Below are 16,044 nucleotides of genomic sequence, written 5' to 3' on the forward strand. Positions count from 1 at the left end.
CAGGAAAAATATGGATTAGAAACTCAGCAGATTTGAACGTCCGGCAACATTTTTTGACCCTTCGCCTCTCTGAAAAACCACCCTTTTTTCCTACTTTTAGGCCATGGCAACGGAAAACAACACGATTCAGGAAATGTATCTCCCACAGGGGCTCGTTCCTCACATCCCTGGTGAGGTTTTCGCACTTCCCTATCGTACCGGTCAGGTAAATCAGAAAGCACGTATAGTGCTGGAATGGCATCTCTTTAATTTCCTGATGGAAGGTGAAAAGTCCGTGAGCTACGCCACCGGCACACAGCGCCTCGGCGCTGAAGGTTTTTTCTTCCTGCCCGCCGGCAACTGCCTCATGAGCGAAAAGGTAGCCAGCAACGGGAACTACAGCTGCATGCTGCTGTTTGTAAGTCAGCATGCGCTCCACCGCTTTTTCCAGTCCTACCCGTTTGATGATGCCGCATCAGACCTCACCGATCCGTCACCGGTAGCTTTTCTTAAAGATGCCTACATCGCTAATTTCATTACCAGCCTGCAATTGATGCAATCCGCCGGGAATGCGGCATTGTATGAACTTAAACTGCACGAACTGCTCCTGTACCTGATCAGCAAAAACAAACGGCTGATCACCTACTTCAAAGGATTGTGCAACGAATATGATGAGGAAACGCAACTCCGCAAAATTGTAAATACCCACCTGGAAACCGCGATCACCGTGGAGGAACTGGCCTTCCTCTGCAACATGAGCGTTTCTACTTTCAAACGCAAATTTGCCCGCATCTTCGGCGACTCCCCCAAGCAGTGGTTCCTGAAAATGCGCATGCAGAAAGCCGCCTCCATGCTCAAAAACAAAAGTCTCAAAGCCAGCGAAGTTTACTATGATCTCGGCTACGAAAACCTCTCCAGCTTCGTGCAGTCGTTCAAGCAAGTCCATGGCATCACCCCAAAACAATACCAGCTCGCCAACTAACAATGATCCTTTAGCCACATTTTTTGAACGGGCGGCCGATAAGTACACCGCCCACTTGCGCATAATTTTGTAGCAGATAAATACAATTATTATGAAGCACCTCATCGCAACCTTATTGCTGGTGGCCATGGCTGGCCTTAGCTCCTATGCCCAGAACTTCACCCTGAAAAGTAATGAACTCGGTGGTCAGTTAACCAACAAACAATATTTCAACGGCTTCGGCTACAACGGGGAAAATCAGTCGCCGCAACTCTCCTGGGTAGATGCCCCTGCCGGCACCCAGAGCTTTGCCGTAACCATGTACGACCTGGACGCGCCCACCGGCAGTGGCTTCTGGCATTGGGTAGTATTTAATATCCCTGCGGACGTACACGAAATTAAATCCGGTGCCGGCGACGTGAAGAAAAATCTGATGCCTGCCGGTATAATACAAAGCAAAACCGATTTCGGCGTACCCGGCTATGGTGGCGCTGCTCCTCCTGCCGGCCCCGTACACCGCTACATGATAACCGTATACGCACTGAATAAAAAGCTGGAACTGAACGCAGATGTATCGCCTGCACTCGTAGGATTTAACCTCCACTTTGCTACCCTTGCACAAGCGTCCATTGTGGTGTGCGCACAGCATAAATAATTGTTAGTGCCACGGGAACACATCCACTCCCGTGGCTTTCCATCTCCCAATATAACCTCCTGCAACAATTACCTGCCCCATTACACGGAAAATGCTAACTTGTAAAATAAAAAATTTACAGATACCCACCCCCACGTATAAACGTAGTGCTATGAGAAAACGCTCCCTATTAATCCTACTATTTTCAGGACTATTTATGAACGCCCAGGCGCAACAGCCCGTTAAAAAACTCCCTGCTGACTTTATCAATTATTTTGCCGGCTATTACAATGGAACAGGAACATTTGCCAACGGAAAGCCCATACAGGCCAATGCAGAATTTCATATAGCCATGGACAGCTGTTGGATCACCTATGATCATTACGACCAGCCACCCAATCAATACAAAGCACACTCCCTTTGGGGCATGGAGGCCAATGGCGATATCCTCGCCATCGTATTCGATAATTTCGGAGGTCACCGGCAGTTTAAAGGAAAATTTTCGGCAGAAGGCCTGGTACTGAATAATGCCTTCCTGGATAAGAATGGAAATAAGCGATATGAACATTTCATTTACCAAAAGCTGCCCGAAGGCCCGCTTAAGATGAGCTACGAGGTAAGCCCGGATAGCATCCAGTGGAGAATGGTGGACACCTTACACCTTCAAAGAAACAAGAAATAAAACTGGGTGTATCAATTTGAATTGATACACCCTGACTCTTTTTACAGTTGCTTAATCTTGATATTTTTAAACGATACCCCTTTGTTCCAGTCCTGCAGCGCGATATGGCCTGCGGTATACTTCCCGAAATCGGCATAGTTCTTAAAATGTGTAGCCGCCACCGTATCCTTCCATTGCCGGGAGTTCAGGTCCTGCTGTGCGGTTAACTGACCATTCAGGTAGAATTCAAATTTACCATCCACCTGCCTGATCTTCGCCTGGTTCCATTCCTCCTGCGGCTTCATAGGTGCGGCATTTACAGGTGCGAACAGCGCAAACAAACCACCGGAACGTTTTTTAGGGTTTTCATTATCGTGGTGACTCGTTTCCAGTATCTGGTATTCCGGTCCTGTAGCCCATGCTGCCGGCAAATCCGGGCGTTCTGCCACATTGATAAATACCCCACTGTTTCCTTCCTTGCTGATTTTCCACTCGAACAGCAGCTCATAGTTTTTGTATTCCTTATCCGTTACCAGGTCGCCCACATCTTTGGCCGCTCCCTGTGTACATACCAGCGCACCGTCTTTCACACTCCAGGCAGACGGTACATTGCCCATGTTATAGACATGCCATCCATGCATGGTTTTGCCATCGAACAGCAGCTCCCATCCTTCATTTTTTTCAGCGGAGGTCAATTCATTATCGCCTGTACCCTGCCTGCCGCAGGATACAGTTAAAACGGTAAGGGCGGCTAATACAATAGCGCTTTGTTTCATTTTCATATTGATGGAATTTTAAAATACCGATGTTGCCTACACCAGCTGCACACCCTGATTGCGGAAGGCATCCAGGTCAGCATGATCACTTTCCAGGTCCGTTATTAAAATATCAATTTCATCAAATGCCGCTACCCGGAAATTTTTATTACGGTGTAAAATATTATGATTAGAGAGAGAAATAGTTTGTCGTGCATGACGCAGCATCGTCCGCTTTACATGCGATTCGGGCTCAATAGTGCAGGTAATCCCAAATTGATCGTCGATACCACAGGTACCCATGACGTACATATCCGCCATATAATGCTCCGCTTCCCTGCAGGTGATGGTACCGGTGTTGGTAGCTGTGCTGCGGTCGTACACTCCTCCCAGCACAATAATTTCTATATGCCTGTATGCTTCCAGGATAGGCACCAGCGGCTGGTTATTGGTAATAACGCGCAAGGATATATCAGCCGGCAACACTTTAGCCAGGGTACAAACAGTGGTACCGCCGTCCATAAACAGCGTCATGCCAGATTTAAGGAAGGGAATCGCTTTCAAGGCGATCATCTTTTTTTGTTCACAAAGGAAATCACTGCGATCCCGGAAGGTGAGCGGATTTTTGGATGGTAACATAGCACCGCCGCGGATCTTCGACAACAAGCCATTGCGGTACAGCTGATCAATATCTCTACGGACCGTATCCTCCGATACCAGCAGTGAGGTTGCCAGCATTTCATAAGTTACCTGCTCCTGTGCTTTTAATTCATTCAGAATAAAATCAAATCGCTGTTCCTTCATCATAACGGCGTACAGTTTAGTGATAGGTTAGAATAGGGTGCTGCTACTAAAGGGAATTACAAAATACCACCAGGAGTAGCTACTCCCGGTGGTAATGGTGCCTCATGCGTAAAATCTTATCTGATATTTTTACTGATGTAATTGAAGCTGGTGGCGATAGAACCTAATTCATCAGGTTGATAGTTATTTTCATGCTCTACAAAGAAATGCTTCAATCCTGCAGTGGATGCATGTTTAAAGATATCTTTGAAATCGATGCTGCCGTTACCTACTTCAGTATTCTGATTAGGATTGGCTTTGTCCATGTCTTTCACATGCCACATCGGGAATCTGCCAGGGTGCTGCGCAAAGATCTCTGTAGGCTTCTGTCCGGAGTGTACAGCCCAGTAAATATCCAGTTCAAAGCTCACCAGCTTGGGATCGGTTTCTTTCAGCAGAATGCTGTAGCCGGTTACGCCGTTATGCTGTTTGAACTCGAAATCATGATTATGGTAGGCGAAACGCAGACCGGAGGCTTTACACAATTCCGCTGCCTGGTTCAGTTTTTCCGCCACTTTTTTATAGTCATCTGCGGACTGGCGCAGGCTCTCATCCAGGTAAGGCACGGTGAAGTAAGTAGCACCAATGGTTTTCAGTGCTTCAATGTTGGCTTTCAGTTCATCGGTATTACCTGTTCTGATGAATGGATCAACGCCCACGTGACCGCTTGGTGCTGCCAGTTTGGTTGATTTCAGCAATTGTGCCAGCTGCCTGGCAGGCATGCCCCAGAAGCCGCTCTGTGGGTTATAGCCGTAAGTTTCCACTTCCTTGTAACCTACTGCCGCTACTTTGCGGATCACTCCTTCCACATCTTTGGGAAGCAGGTCGCGAAGGGTATATAACTGTAAACCTATTTTCTTAACAGATTTAGCGCTGGCAAAGGAAGGCAGGAATAATGCCCCTGCAGAAACCAGGGCCGCCTGTTTGATAAAGTCTCTCCTCGAATTCATAAATACTGATTAATTAACGTGAACAGCGGACAAATTATTCAAACATTTGCAAATTTGCAACCTTTTGCAAATTATTTAAAACGGGAACTCCCCCGGAACCTTCGGTTCCCGGGGAGTTCCCGTTTTAACCCTCGCCTTAGGCGAGGGTCAAAACACATAAACAACATCAATGTCCCAATACCTGTACCGGCTGGAAAGGCACCGGGTTATTCCGCTGCCGCCTCACAATCATCATCGCAAACACCACACCACCGGTAGCCATAAACATGCCCACCAGCGACGGATAATTGTAAGTAAGACCATAGGTAATGGGCAGCCCGCCCAGGAAGGCGCCTAATGAGTTACCAATATTAAAACCTGCCTGTGTGATTGAAGCACCCAGCATTTGCGCATCTTTAGCACACTGCATCATCAGCACCTGTATAGGCGCCGCCAGTGAAATACTTAAGGCGCCTGCTACGAAAGTGAGCAACAGGGATATTATTTGGAACCGGGAGAAAAGGAAGATGCCCAGCAGGGTCACCGTCATCGCGAAAAGCAGCCAGGCGCAAGCCTTTCCGGCCGACATACGATCCGCCAGCTTACCGCCAAACCAGTTACCAATCACCATACCGAAGCCTGCAAGCACCATTATCCACGGCACCGTAGCGGAAGAAAAGCCGGAGATTTCCGTCATCAGCGGCGCAATATAACTGATCCAGCAAAACAGGCCGCCCGTGCCAATAGCAGTGATCAGTATCACCAGCCATACATCCGCATTCTGAAATATCTTCAACTGTGTTTTCAAACTTTCGCTGCGCTCAGCAGGAATTGCCGGCAACCAGTATTTGATAGAAACGATCGTGATCAGTCCTATCACCGCCACAAGGCCAAAGGTATAGCGCCACAGGAAGTTATGACCTATCCACGTACCAATGGGCACCAGCGCCAGGTTGGCAATGGTAAGCCCCGCAAACATGGTGGCCACCGCCTGCGCCTGTTTTCCTGGTTCGGCAAGCCGGCTCGCCATAATAGCCCCTACCCCAAAGAAAGCACCATGTGGCAGCCCGGCAAAAAAGCGCGCAATCAGCAGCGTATGCTCATCAGGCGCAAAGGCCGACAAGCCATTGAACACGGTGAAAATACACATGAGCGCTATCAGAATTTTCTTGGGCGGATAATTACCGCTGATCATTACCAGCAAAGGCGCACCTATCACCACTCCCAGCGCATACGCTGAAATAAGGTGTCCCGCCACCGGTATACTTATTTTAAGGTTCTGCGCAACATCCGGGAGTAAGCCCATCATGACAAACTCGGTCATCCCTATACCAAGGCCCCCTAACAACAGGGGAAATAATTTCTTATCCATATACCTAAAAAAAAAGATACAGGCCCGTAAAGGCCTGTATCATAACCAATGAAATTTATATCTTAAAACTACGTGATCGCTGGAAAGAACAATGGCAACACGATTGCCCATCTGACCACAAAGATATTCTTAATTTTCAGGATTTATTAGTCAGTTGAATGATAGCAGCTATCAGCAAAATGATGATAGCGATTATTTACCGACCACTTTTTGAAAAATCTCCGGATAGCGGGCGCCCTGTATCGCTATTTTCGCAGCTGCCGCTTCGATGGCTTCCAGGTCGGCGGCAGTGAGCGTGATATCCACCGCACCAATGTTTTCCTGCAAGCGGTTAATTTTGGTTGTTCCAGGGATAGGCACTATCCATGGACGTTGTGCCAGCAGCCAGGCCAGCGCAATTTGTGCAGGCGTTGCTTTTTTATCCGCCGCAATACCTTTCAGCAGCTCCACCAGCGCCAGGTTCGCTTTACGGTTTTCTTCCTGGTAGCGCGGCAGCCGGTTCCGGAAATCATTCGCTTCAAATTTGGTGTCCTCGCCGATAGCACCAGTGAGGAAACCACGGCCCAGCGGACTGAAAGGCACAAAGCCGATGCCCAACTCCTCGAGCAGTGGCAGAATTTGCTGCTCTGGTTCCCGCCACCAGAGAGAGTACTCGCTTTGCAAGGCCGCTACCGGCTGTATGGCATGCGCCTTACGGATCGACTCCACTCCCGCTTCTGACATTCCCCAGTGACGCACTTTTCCGGCCTTGATCAGTTCCTGAACGGTGCCTGCCACCTCTTCAATAGGAACCGCAGGGTCTACTCTATGCTGGTAAAATAAATCGATATAGTCTGTTTTAAGGCGGCGCAAAGCAGCATCAGCCACAGCTATAATGTTCTCCGGCCTGCTATCTACTCCCAGGTCAGGTATACCTTTTTTAAAACCAAATTTAGTGGCAATAATCACTTTATCACGATATGGCGCGAGTGCTTCGCCCAACAGTTCCTCATTTTCATAGGGCCCATAGGCTTCTGCCGTATCAAAAAAGTTGACGCCGGAATCCACCGCCGCATGCAGCAGTTTAATGCCTTCACTCTTTGCAGGCGCAGTACCATAGGCAAAGCTCAATCCCATACAGCCTAATCCGAGTGCGGATACTTCCAGCCCACTGTTTCCTAATTTTCTTGTTTTCATAGACTTGCTGTTTTAATTTTTTAATTTATCGGGGAGATGTCAGCCACGCTTTACTTTTATGCCGGCGTAACTGACTAATGCAAATGTAGGAAGGGCTGCCCTACCGGATGGTATACCGATTACTGCAATGGATACCAAAATTACAGGTCGTACCAGTGGTAGGATATGTAGTACTGAATTTACTACCAAAATTACAGATAATCAGGAGCGGCGGACAGGAAAACAATAAATTTGCACTAAATCAGCCTACCATGGAAGAAATCATTCAGCTGGAAAGCATCAGTCAGTATTGTAAGCTACGTGGCGTAGAAACATTACACCCGCTGGTATCCGTCATTGATCTTTCACAGGCAGCGAACCTTCCTGCCCAAACGTATAATTTCAACCTGTACCACATATACCTCAAGGAGCTGAAATGCGGTGAACTTAAATATGGCCGCAGCCATTACGATTACCAGGAGGGTACCCTAATGTTTATAGGCCCCGGACAGGTGGTGGGCGTGCTGCCGAAAAATGGCGTACAGGTAAGAGGCTGGTCCCTGGCCTTCCACCCCGACCTGTTAAATGGCACTTCCCTGGGTAAAAACATTCATGAATACTCCTTCTTTTCCTATGATGTGAATGAGGCGTTGCATTTGTCGGAAAAAGAAAGGCAGATTGTGCTGGACTGCCTGGCGAAAATTCAGTATGAATTAATGCATGCCATTGATCATCACAGCAAGAAACTCATTACTGCCAATATCGAGTTATTCCTGAACTACTGTAACCGTTTTTATGACCGCCAGTTTATAACGCGTGACAATGACAATAAAGGTACGGTAGCAAAGTTCGAGCGTTTGCTGCACGATTACTTCCTGTCCGATCAGGTGCAACAGCGCGGCCTTCCCACGGTTGGCTACTGTGCAAACGCGCTCCACTTATCCGCTAATTATTTTGGAGATCTGATTAAAAAAGAAACCGGTAAATCGGCCCAGGAATATATCCAGAACAAGGTGATTGAACTGGCAAAAGAGCGGGTATTTGATTTGGATAAAACAATCAGCCAGGTGGCGTATGAACTGGGATTTAAGTACCCGCAGCATTTTACGAGGCTGTTTAAGCAGCGGGTGGGCGTTACGCCGAATGAGTACAGAGCATTGAATTAGGAGTAAATACGGCATAATCAACCCCTGAGAGGATATATAAAAACTAACCGAACACCCTGAGACCTGACTCCCTCAAGGCCCGCATAAAAAAGGGCGTATCAGATTGCTGATACACCCTCTCAACAACTAAGATTATATAAGCACCTTATCAGGCGTAATCGGCAAATCTCTCAACCGCTTGCCCGTTGCATTATAAATCGCATTGGCAATGGCAGGTGCACAACCGATAATACCTACTTCTCCCAAACCTTTGGCACCACTGGGGTTCACGTAAGGATCAGGTTTATTGATAAATGCCACTTCAATCATCGGCGCATCGGCGTTGACTGCAAAGTGGTAACCGGCTAAATCATTTCCTACCAGGTTACCCAGCTTATCATCCGGGTGGATTTCTTCCATCAGTGCCATTCCGATACCACCAACGATAGCGCCTGAAATCTGATTGGCAGCGGGTTTCTCGTTTACGATGGTACCTCCGTCTGCCACACATACTGCTCTTTCCACTTTCACTTTGCCGGTTTTGGTGTTCACGCGTACTTTCGCAAAATGCGCGGTGGAACAGCAGAAGGCGTATTGCTGGCGTTCCGCACCGGGGCCGGAGCTGGCTTTCACGGCGATGGTGGTCAGGTTATTTTTTTGCCAGATGTCGGCCAGTGATACAAATTCGTTATTATCTGATTTTAAAGAAACACCAGTTGCAGACAGCAGTACATCTCCCGGCTTAGCATCTTTATACGCCGGGTTGATGGCCGCTGCATATGCTGCCAGTTGCTTTTTCAGCACCTCGCACACAGCGGATACGGCGCCACTTATGGACGACATACCTGTACTTCCTCCCTGGCTTCCTGCAGTAGGCAGCGTGGAGTGTCCCAGCTCAATTTTAATTTTATCCTTCGGCATACCGGTAAATGTATGCGTCATGTTTTGCATGGCGGTGCCGGTGCCGGTACCAATGTCGGTCATGGCTGTTTTAACCGTCATGGTTCCATCTTTTTCCATGCTGATGCCGGCGCTGGCATTGCCGCGGCCTGCCCCCCACATTCCCACAGCCACACCATATCCGACTTTCCAGTCGCCCTCGGTGATTGCGCCAGGTTGTTGTTTACGTTGTTTCCAGTCTATCATTTCCGCGCCTTTGGTAATGCATTCGTCGATGAAGTTGCTGGAGTAAGGTTTTTTATTTTCCGGATCATGGGTGATCGCGAAGTTTTTGAGTCGCAGCGCTACCGGGTCCATGTTCAGCTGATAACTGAGTTCATCGATGGCGCATTCAACAGCGAAGGCGCCGGTGCAGTCGCCGGGTCCGCGCATCCAGGTGGGTGTACCGAGGTTAAGTGGTACGATAGATTGTTCCGCCTTCAGGTTATCGAAGTTGTAGATCATCCTGGTGATGGTGGTCAACCCTTCCTGAAAAGGCTCAAATGCCGAAGTCCCGTTTTTTCCCTGGTGGTGTATGCCGAGGAATTTACCTTCTTTGTCGGCGCCGAGTTTCACGCGCTGCCATGCGGCCGGGCGATAACCGGTGAGTGAAAACATCTGTGGGCGGGTAAGCATCAGCTTCACGGGGCGGTCCACCTGTTTGGCGGCCATTACGGCGCCAACGGCGTTTGTCCATACCCGTAGTCCGGAGCCGAAGCCGCCACCTACAAATTCACTGAATACTTCAATATTTTCGGTTGGGATCTCAAATATTTTGGAGATGGTACGCTGCACATTTACCACGCCCTGCGTTTTATCGTACAGCACCAGTTTATCTGCTGCTGTCCAATGGGCGATGGTGGCGTGCATTTCCATGGGGTTGTGTACTTCAGCGGCGATATCATATTCCTGGTCTACCACCACAGGGGCGCTGCTCCAGGCGTCCAGGGAGCCCCTTTCCCTACCTTGCAGGCTAAGCGGTACAGTGGGATGCGCTTTTTTGAAGTCCACGGTGGCCTTATCTTCCTCGTAGGTTACTTCTATCAGCGAGGCGGCATAGGTGGCTTCTTCCAGGGTATTGGCCACTACCATCGCTATCGGCTGATTTCTGAAATACACTTTATCAGTATGGAATAGTGGCAGTCCTGCCCGGGTATCTTTGATTTTGGCTTCCGTTGTAAAGCCGGGAACGCCGGGTTTGTTGAGATGGGTGATGATGGCCAGCACCCCTTCTACCTGTTTTGCGTTTTCGAGGTAGATGCTTTTGATGGTACCTGCGGCGATGGTGCTGCCTGCAAATACGGCATGGCACATGTTGTCCACCCTATATTCCGCAGCATATTTACCGGCGCCAGTTACTTTTGCAATTCCTTCCACACGCCCCTTGAGTACAGCGGCAGCCTTATTTTTAGCGTTGAATAATCCCATGATGATAGATTAAGCTGTTAAACAATTCTGCAAAGCAGTTTCAATAGCGCCCATGAGCATTACCTTCTTAAAACCGTTGCCTGGCAATGGTTTCACTTCATCGGCCACCATGGCGGCGGCGGCGCTGAAGGTAGCGGCATTGGCTTCTTTTCCTTTGAGATATTGCTCTGCTTTTTGCCAGCGCCACGGTTTGTGGGCCACGCCGCCGGAGGCCAGGCGGGCATCTTTGATGCGGTTGCCTTCCAGTTCCAGGGCGGCGGCTACTGATACCAGTGCGAAGGCGTAGGAGTCGCGGTCGCGCAGCTTCAGATAGGCGAAATGCTTATTAAACGGGTTATCCGGAATATCCACCGAGGTGATAATCGCATCTTTAGGGAGGTGATTATCCAGTTCCGGCGTGCTTTCCGGCAGTTTATGAAAATCTTTGAAGGGGATCACCAGTTGCTTATTCCCTTTGTCGGTAACGTTTACAGATGCACTGAGTGCTGCCAGTGCGATGCAGAGGTCGGACGGGTGTACGGCCACGCAGGCATCGTTATATCCGATGATGGCGCTCATGCGTTGCTCTCCGTGGAGGGCGCTGCAGCCGCTGCCTGGATTGCGTTTGTTACAGGGGGTACTGGTTTCGTAGAAGTAGGGACAGCGGGTGCGTTGCAGGAGGTTACCTGCGGTAGAGGCCATGTTCCTGATTTGCGGGGAGGCTCCTGCCAGCACGGCTTTGGCTACCAGCGGATTTTTTGCGAGTATCTGCGGATCGGTGGCCAGGGCGCTGTTGCGTACCATGGCGCCGATGCGGGTATTAACGGTCTGTGCTTCTACTTTATCGGAGAGCACAGCACTGATATCGATCAGCCCATCGGGAACGGCTATATTTTTTTTCATGAGGTCGACCAGGTTGGTACCACCTGCCAGAAACTGTACGGCTTCTTTTTTTGCAGATAAAGCCTTACTTACTTTATCGGATTTGCTAAAGCTGAATGGCTTCATTTTGCTACTTTTTGAATGGATTCAACAATACCGTTATAAGCGCCGCAGCGGCAAAGGTTGCCACTCATGAATTCTTTGATTTCAGCAACGGATTTGGTATGCCCTTCTTTGACGCAGGCAACGGCGGACATGATCTGCCCTGGTGTGCAGTAGCCGCACTGGAAGCCATCGCATTCCAGGAAGGCCTCCTGCATAGGATGCAGCTGGTCGCCATCAGCAAGACCTTCGATCGTGGTCACCTCTTTACCTGGCAGTGTAGCCGCCAGGGTTAGACAGCTGAGTACGCGCTCGCCGTTGACATGCACGGTGCAGGCGCCACACTGGCCGTGGTCGCAGCCTTTCTTGGTGCCGGTCAGGTGAAGGTCTTCCCGCAGCAGGTCCAGCAGTGTGGTGCGGGTATCCGCTTCCAGCCTATGGGTTTGTTTGTTGACCTTTACGATCAGCGGCTGCTTTTGCCGCGGGGGGATGATCAGACGTTTTGCATCCAGGTAAAACGACTTCACCGTGGCCGGGATTGCTGCCAATGCTGCCAGGGCCCCTGAAGTTTTCAGGAAAAAACGTCTGCTGTAAAAATTTTTGCCATTCATAAACGCAGTGTTGTTGTTAGAAAGGTGTGATGCTACCTCCTTTACACTAAATAGTTCCTTATCAGAATATCAATTAATCAAGCTACCAGCCGAATCAGCACAAATCTAATTATAACGGCTTGTATTTGGTTATACTATCCGCACAAAAAATTATGTTTTTCAGACCGTTTTTCCAAATGGAATACAGGGCCGGTCATTACCAGGAACAAGCGGTGGGAGACAATGCGAAAAGTGTCGAAAGACTTCGACACTAATTAATTACGAAACTAGCTAATTACAGCATCCCCCATCAGGCCGGGCCGTGAAGAACTCATGGAGTGATAGCCAGGCCATAAGTGACAGGAAAATGTGATGTAATTAAAGCGATAAAAATGTTTTGAATACAGGTTCACTGCAAAGATGCGGCATGGTGAGGAGGAGAAAATACCCTGATTCCGGATTTAATAACCACTTTTACTGGTTTAGCAAATGAACTTCAACCTTTAGTGTAATGCGTGTGGCTATCCCGCCCGCAGCAACATTTTCACTTACCAATTGTTAACCCTATATAAAAGGAAATTATATGGCAAATATTGTAATCATAGGTGCCAGCGGCTTCGTTGGCTCGGCGCTGGTAAAGGAGGCTCTATCCAGAGGACATCAGGTAAAAGCAGTAGTCCGTAACCCCGAAAAAATAAATATCCAAAACGACCACTTCAGTGCGGTGCATGGCGATGTGCTAAACCCCGGTATTGTGGCGGAAGCTGTTAAAGGCACTGATGCGGTGATATCAGCATATAATCCAGGCTGGAACAATCCGCACATTGCGGATGATACGGTCAGTGGCTATAAATCCATACTTACCGGCGTAAAGGAAGCAGGTATCCAGCGATTGCTGGTGGTAGGCGGTGCAGGATCACTGTTTGTAAAACCAGGTGTAACGATTATTGACAGCGGGCGGCTTCCCCCTGAAATACTGCCGGGTGTGAAAGCGCTGGCAGAAGTATATGAAGACCTGCTACTGAAGGAAAAAGACCTGGACTGGGTATTCTTCTCACCGGCAGGTGTTATGTCGCCCGGTGAGCGCACCGGCAAATACCGGCTCGGCAAGGACGACCTCATCCTCAACGATAAAGGTCAGAGTAAAATCTCTGTGGAAGATTATGCTGCGGCTATGATTGATGAACTGGAAAAGCCACAGCATCACCGGGAAAGATTTACCATTGGGTATTAGGTTACTATAGCACAAGAAGCAGGGGGCCATCGGCCTCCTGCTTCTTGTGGAGTGACGCGCCTGTGGCGCGCTACTCCATAGACTAATAAACATACTGCTCCTATGTTTACGACAAACAACAAAACACCATCCTTTGCTGCTTACCAGCCTGGCTGCTTTGCGAGAAAAAAAGATCGCTCCTGGCGCCAAAGGCGCCTTTGCTGGCTTAAAACCCTTACGTCTCCTGCGAGAAAAAAAGCCCTGCGTATTTCTACGCATTTGACAACTACGTATCCCCCTGTTTCCGTTTTTCAAATAATTTCTGCCAGTTACAGATAAATTTCAGCCAGCCGTCCACCACATCTCCCCAAAAAACAGTAAACCAGCATTTTCCCTCTTTTCAACAATCTGCGGCATCCCTAATTTTGCATTCAACATCAAAGTATTCGTCACCTCAAAATAAGCTGGTACTGTAGCACTAAATGTTTATTAATCCCACCAGCAGCGATGCTTCCTGATGAATCATTTTATTTTTTAAACCCCCAAAAAATTTAGTTATGCCCGGACCATCGATGCATCACTTGATTGCACAACAATTACGGTCGCAAATTCAAAATGGCCAAGGACTTGGTGGCAGTGCGGCGTATGCCGACATCAAAGCAACCCTTTCTGATCCTAAACACCTGCCCTATCTGTTTCTCGGATGCCAGGGACCTGACTTCCTGTTCTTTAACACTAAAGACTGGAACGGCACTGTGGGCGATCTTGCTCAGATCTATTTTAAAGTATATGACGCCATTGAAGGCTTCAAAAAAGGTTTACTGGATGCGGTGCCCCAGCCTATCATCGATGCGGTGGAAGCAGCCGGATATGCTGCCGATCAGGTGATCGACAACTCTTCTACCCTTTCTGAAATTGAGGAACTGTTCAAGGACATGCAGAAAGTGATTGACGGCCTCGCTGCTACCCTCGTGGAAATGCTGAAAGAATTCGTTACCGAGTTCAACGTGTACAATGTATTGGCACATCCTTACCGCGACGGACAGGACAAAGGCAAATGGTGGTGGTTTGATGCCATGCACTACCGTAAAACCGGCAGATTCGCCAAAGCCCTGCTGGATAAAACCCAGCCCAACACACCTGAGCATTTGTATGCCCTCGGTTACCTCACCCATTTCACTGCCGATACCGTAGGCCACCCTTTTGTAAATATTAATTCAGGCGGACCTTACCGCATTCATGCACAACGGCATAAGACACTGGAAAATTACCAGGATGTGTTTAACATGAAGGCGAAAGACAATGTAGACTTCAACCGCTCCAAGCTGCATGCCCTCTACAACTTCAAATTTGAAGGTGTTATTTCCGCACCGGACGCCGAGGATGAAATTCCGGATCCAGATACGCACATGCCGGATGGATTGGCCAAATTAATTGCTGAAACGCTGAAAGAAGTATTTAACAACGGCTCTGGGGATGATAATGAATACGGCCCATCTATCAGTGCAGAAGATGTAAACAATGCCTACCGCCTGTGGTACAAATGGATGCGCAATGCTACTGATACCGGTACGATACCAAAACCAGAGCCATACAGTCTCACCGCTGAGCTGGAGGAAGTTTGGGAAAAAGCCATGGAAGACCTCGGCGATATCGGCGACTTCATCGAAGATGCAGTAGACCAGGCTGGTAACTTCAGCTTCCTGGCCATCTTCCTGATCCTGGCGGCGTTGATCCTGGCGGCGATTGCAGCGGCACATGCCCTGATCGATGCCATCCTGGGCTCTATCACCACCCTCACTACTGCAGGTATCCGTTACGCGGCCAGCCTGGTGTACGAACAATTGTACAATGCCTTCCAGAACTTCAGGTTGGGCGTGGCTTTCAATGGTCTTGCATTTCCAATGCAGGAACACCTCAATGAACCTCGCTTTGCTCAGTTTAAAAATACCAGCTTCCCTGACCCACTGGGTACTAAAGCCGGCGATCTGTTTGGCCAGCTGCCGAAACTCGCTGTAACCTTGGGTGCAGGCGGATTCCTGGATGAAATGTTCCATAGAGAAAAACACATGATCTATCCGCCGGTATCTGGTGCTACCGAACAGAATCCTGCACATGCCGCGCCTAACAGCTATTTCAGCAATACGGCCCTGCACTATGCATTCGATAAAATTCCGCTTAGTAAAACACTGATCGATACACTGGCTACCCTCAACGGTCCGGAATCACAGGTAACAGCAGCATTCAACCCTGCTGCCACTACTGGTATCAAGCCATCTCTTGGAAACGCGATGATGCTGACGGAAGAGATTTACGACCGCTGGAAAAAGAATATCAAGTTCCCGGATTTTAACCTGGACGCCGACAGAGGCTATGGTTATCCTTGCTGGACACAGAAAGGAGATCCGCGTGAGCAACCTGATGAGTTAGACACCACTCCTGTTGATCTTACTTTCATTCCACCGGCCTGATAAATC

14 protein-coding genes are annotated in these 16,044 nt (G+C 48.8%); 6 read left to right on the plus strand and 8 right to left on the minus strand.

All coding sequences use genetic code 11. The features are described from left to right. Positions 1–103 precede the first annotated feature (103 nt). From KW844_RS20585 to KW844_RS20595, 3 genes are all read left to right on the plus strand, one after another. Complete coding sequence (locus tag KW844_RS20585) at positions 104–961, plus strand: AraC family transcriptional regulator (protein ID WP_218378671.1); 858 nt, start codon at positions 104–106, stop codon at positions 959–961. Positions 962–1,052: 91 nt separating this feature from the next. Continuing rightward, entirely contained in the window at positions 1,053–1,595 is a 543-nt protein-coding gene (locus KW844_RS20590) for a YbhB/YbcL family Raf kinase inhibitor-like protein (RefSeq protein WP_218378672.1), read from the plus strand. A gap of 151 nt (positions 1,596–1,746) precedes the next feature. Continuing rightward, entirely contained in the window at positions 1,747–2,256 is a 510-nt protein-coding gene (locus KW844_RS20595) for a hypothetical protein (protein ID WP_218378673.1), read from the plus strand. Between the two features lie 41 nt (positions 2,257–2,297). Here the strand turns inward: KW844_RS20595 and KW844_RS20600 are convergent, their stop codons facing one another. The 5 genes from KW844_RS20600 to KW844_RS20620 form a co-directional block, all read right to left on the minus strand. Further along, the gene (locus tag KW844_RS20600; protein ID WP_255578557.1) at positions 2,298–3,017 is read right to left on the minus strand and encodes a DUF1080 domain-containing protein; all 720 of its coding nucleotides are present in this window, start codon (positions 3,015–3,017) and stop codon (positions 2,298–2,300) included. Positions 3,018–3,047: 30 nt separating this feature from the next. Continuing rightward, positions 3,048–3,797, minus strand: a complete 750-nt coding sequence (locus KW844_RS20605) for a DeoR/GlpR family DNA-binding transcription regulator (protein WP_218378674.1) — start codon at positions 3,795–3,797, stop codon at positions 3,048–3,050. Positions 3,798–3,910: 113 nt separating this feature from the next. After that, the gene (locus KW844_RS20610; RefSeq protein ID WP_218378675.1) at positions 3,911–4,783 is read right to left on the minus strand and encodes a sugar phosphate isomerase/epimerase; all 873 of its coding nucleotides are present in this window, start codon (positions 4,781–4,783) and stop codon (positions 3,911–3,913) included. Positions 4,784–4,949: 166 nt separating this feature from the next. After that, positions 4,950–6,134: an MFS transporter gene (locus KW844_RS20615; RefSeq protein ID WP_218378676.1), complete on the minus strand. Its 1,185-nt coding sequence runs from the start codon at positions 6,132–6,134 to the stop codon at positions 4,950–4,952. Positions 6,135–6,326: 192 nt separating this feature from the next. Continuing rightward, entirely contained in the window at positions 6,327–7,310 is a 984-nt protein-coding gene (locus tag KW844_RS20620; RefSeq protein ID WP_218378677.1) for an aldo/keto reductase, read from the minus strand. A 251-nt stretch (positions 7,311–7,561) separates the two neighbouring features. Here KW844_RS20620 and KW844_RS20625 point away from each other — a divergent pair, with 251 nt between their 5' ends. After that, positions 7,562–8,455 (plus strand): AraC family transcriptional regulator, encoded by an 894-nt coding sequence (locus tag KW844_RS20625; RefSeq protein ID WP_218378678.1) that lies wholly within the window; start codon positions 7,562–7,564, stop codon positions 8,453–8,455. 132 nt (positions 8,456–8,587) lie between these two features. Here the strand turns inward: KW844_RS20625 and KW844_RS20630 are convergent, their stop codons facing one another. From KW844_RS20630 to KW844_RS20640, 3 genes are read right to left on the minus strand one after another with little or no spacing between them, the layout of a single operon-like run. Next, entirely contained in the window at positions 8,588–10,801 is a 2,214-nt protein-coding gene (locus KW844_RS20630; protein WP_218378679.1) for a xanthine dehydrogenase family protein molybdopterin-binding subunit, read from the minus strand. 9 nt (positions 10,802–10,810) lie between these two features. Next, positions 10,811–11,788, minus strand: coding sequence for a xanthine dehydrogenase family protein subunit M (locus KW844_RS20635; RefSeq protein ID WP_218378680.1), 978 nt, complete (start codon positions 11,786–11,788; stop codon positions 10,811–10,813). Continuing rightward, entirely contained in the window at positions 11,785–12,375 is a 591-nt protein-coding gene (locus KW844_RS20640; protein WP_218378681.1) for a (2Fe-2S)-binding protein, read from the minus strand. The genes KW844_RS20635 and KW844_RS20640 overlap by 4 nt, the downstream gene beginning before the upstream one ends. A gap of 562 nt (positions 12,376–12,937) precedes the next feature. Here KW844_RS20640 and KW844_RS20645 point away from each other — a divergent pair. Then, on the plus strand, positions 12,938–13,588 hold the full coding sequence (locus KW844_RS20645) for an NAD(P)-dependent oxidoreductase (RefSeq protein ID WP_218378682.1): 651 nt from the start codon (positions 12,938–12,940) through the stop codon (positions 13,586–13,588). Between the two features lie 536 nt (positions 13,589–14,124). Further along, positions 14,125–16,038: a zinc dependent phospholipase C family protein gene (locus KW844_RS20650; protein WP_218378683.1), complete on the plus strand. Its 1,914-nt coding sequence runs from the start codon at positions 14,125–14,127 to the stop codon at positions 16,036–16,038. Positions 16,039–16,044 lie beyond the last annotated feature (6 nt).

Origin of the sequence: Chitinophaga sp. sic0106 (genome assembly GCF_019219075.1) — a bacterium.
Taxonomy (GTDB): Bacteria; Bacteroidota; Bacteroidia; order Chitinophagales; family Chitinophagaceae; genus Chitinophaga.

What these genes read in the sequence shown, in the direction of transcription:
- KW844_RS20585 (WP_218378671.1), top strand. Translation starts at nt 104, where the DNA reads ATGGCAACGGAAAACAACACGATTCAGGAAATGTATCTCCCACAGGGG.
- KW844_RS20590 (WP_218378672.1), top strand. Translation starts at nt 1,053, where the DNA reads ATGAAGCACCTCATCGCAACCTTATTGCTGGTGGCCATGGCTGGCCTT.
- KW844_RS20595 (WP_218378673.1), top strand. Translation starts at nt 1,747, where the DNA reads ATGAGAAAACGCTCCCTATTAATCCTACTATTTTCAGGACTATTTATG.
- KW844_RS20600 (WP_255578557.1), bottom strand. Translation starts at nt 3,017, where the DNA reads ATGAAAATGAAACAAAGCGCTATTGTATTAGCCGCCCTTACCGTTTTA.
- KW844_RS20605 (WP_218378674.1), bottom strand. Translation starts at nt 3,797, where the DNA reads ATGATGAAGGAACAGCGATTTGATTTTATTCTGAATGAATTAAAAGCA.
- KW844_RS20610 (WP_218378675.1), bottom strand. Translation starts at nt 4,783, where the DNA reads ATGAATTCGAGGAGAGACTTTATCAAACAGGCGGCCCTGGTTTCTGCA.
- KW844_RS20615 (WP_218378676.1), bottom strand. Translation starts at nt 6,134, where the DNA reads ATGGATAAGAAATTATTTCCCCTGTTGTTAGGGGGCCTTGGTATAGGG.
- KW844_RS20620 (WP_218378677.1), bottom strand. Translation starts at nt 7,310, where the DNA reads ATGAAAACAAGAAAATTAGGAAACAGTGGGCTGGAAGTATCCGCACTC.
- KW844_RS20625 (WP_218378678.1), top strand. Translation starts at nt 7,562, where the DNA reads ATGGAAGAAATCATTCAGCTGGAAAGCATCAGTCAGTATTGTAAGCTA.
- KW844_RS20630 (WP_218378679.1), bottom strand. Translation starts at nt 10,801, where the DNA reads ATGGGATTATTCAACGCTAAAAATAAGGCTGCCGCTGTACTCAAGGGG.
- KW844_RS20635 (WP_218378680.1), bottom strand. Translation starts at nt 11,788, where the DNA reads ATGAAGCCATTCAGCTTTAGCAAATCCGATAAAGTAAGTAAGGCTTTA.
- KW844_RS20640 (WP_218378681.1), bottom strand. Translation starts at nt 12,375, where the DNA reads ATGAATGGCAAAAATTTTTACAGCAGACGTTTTTTCCTGAAAACTTCA.
- KW844_RS20645 (WP_218378682.1), top strand. Translation starts at nt 12,938, where the DNA reads ATGGCAAATATTGTAATCATAGGTGCCAGCGGCTTCGTTGGCTCGGCG.
- KW844_RS20650 (WP_218378683.1), top strand. Translation starts at nt 14,125, where the DNA reads ATGCCCGGACCATCGATGCATCACTTGATTGCACAACAATTACGGTCG.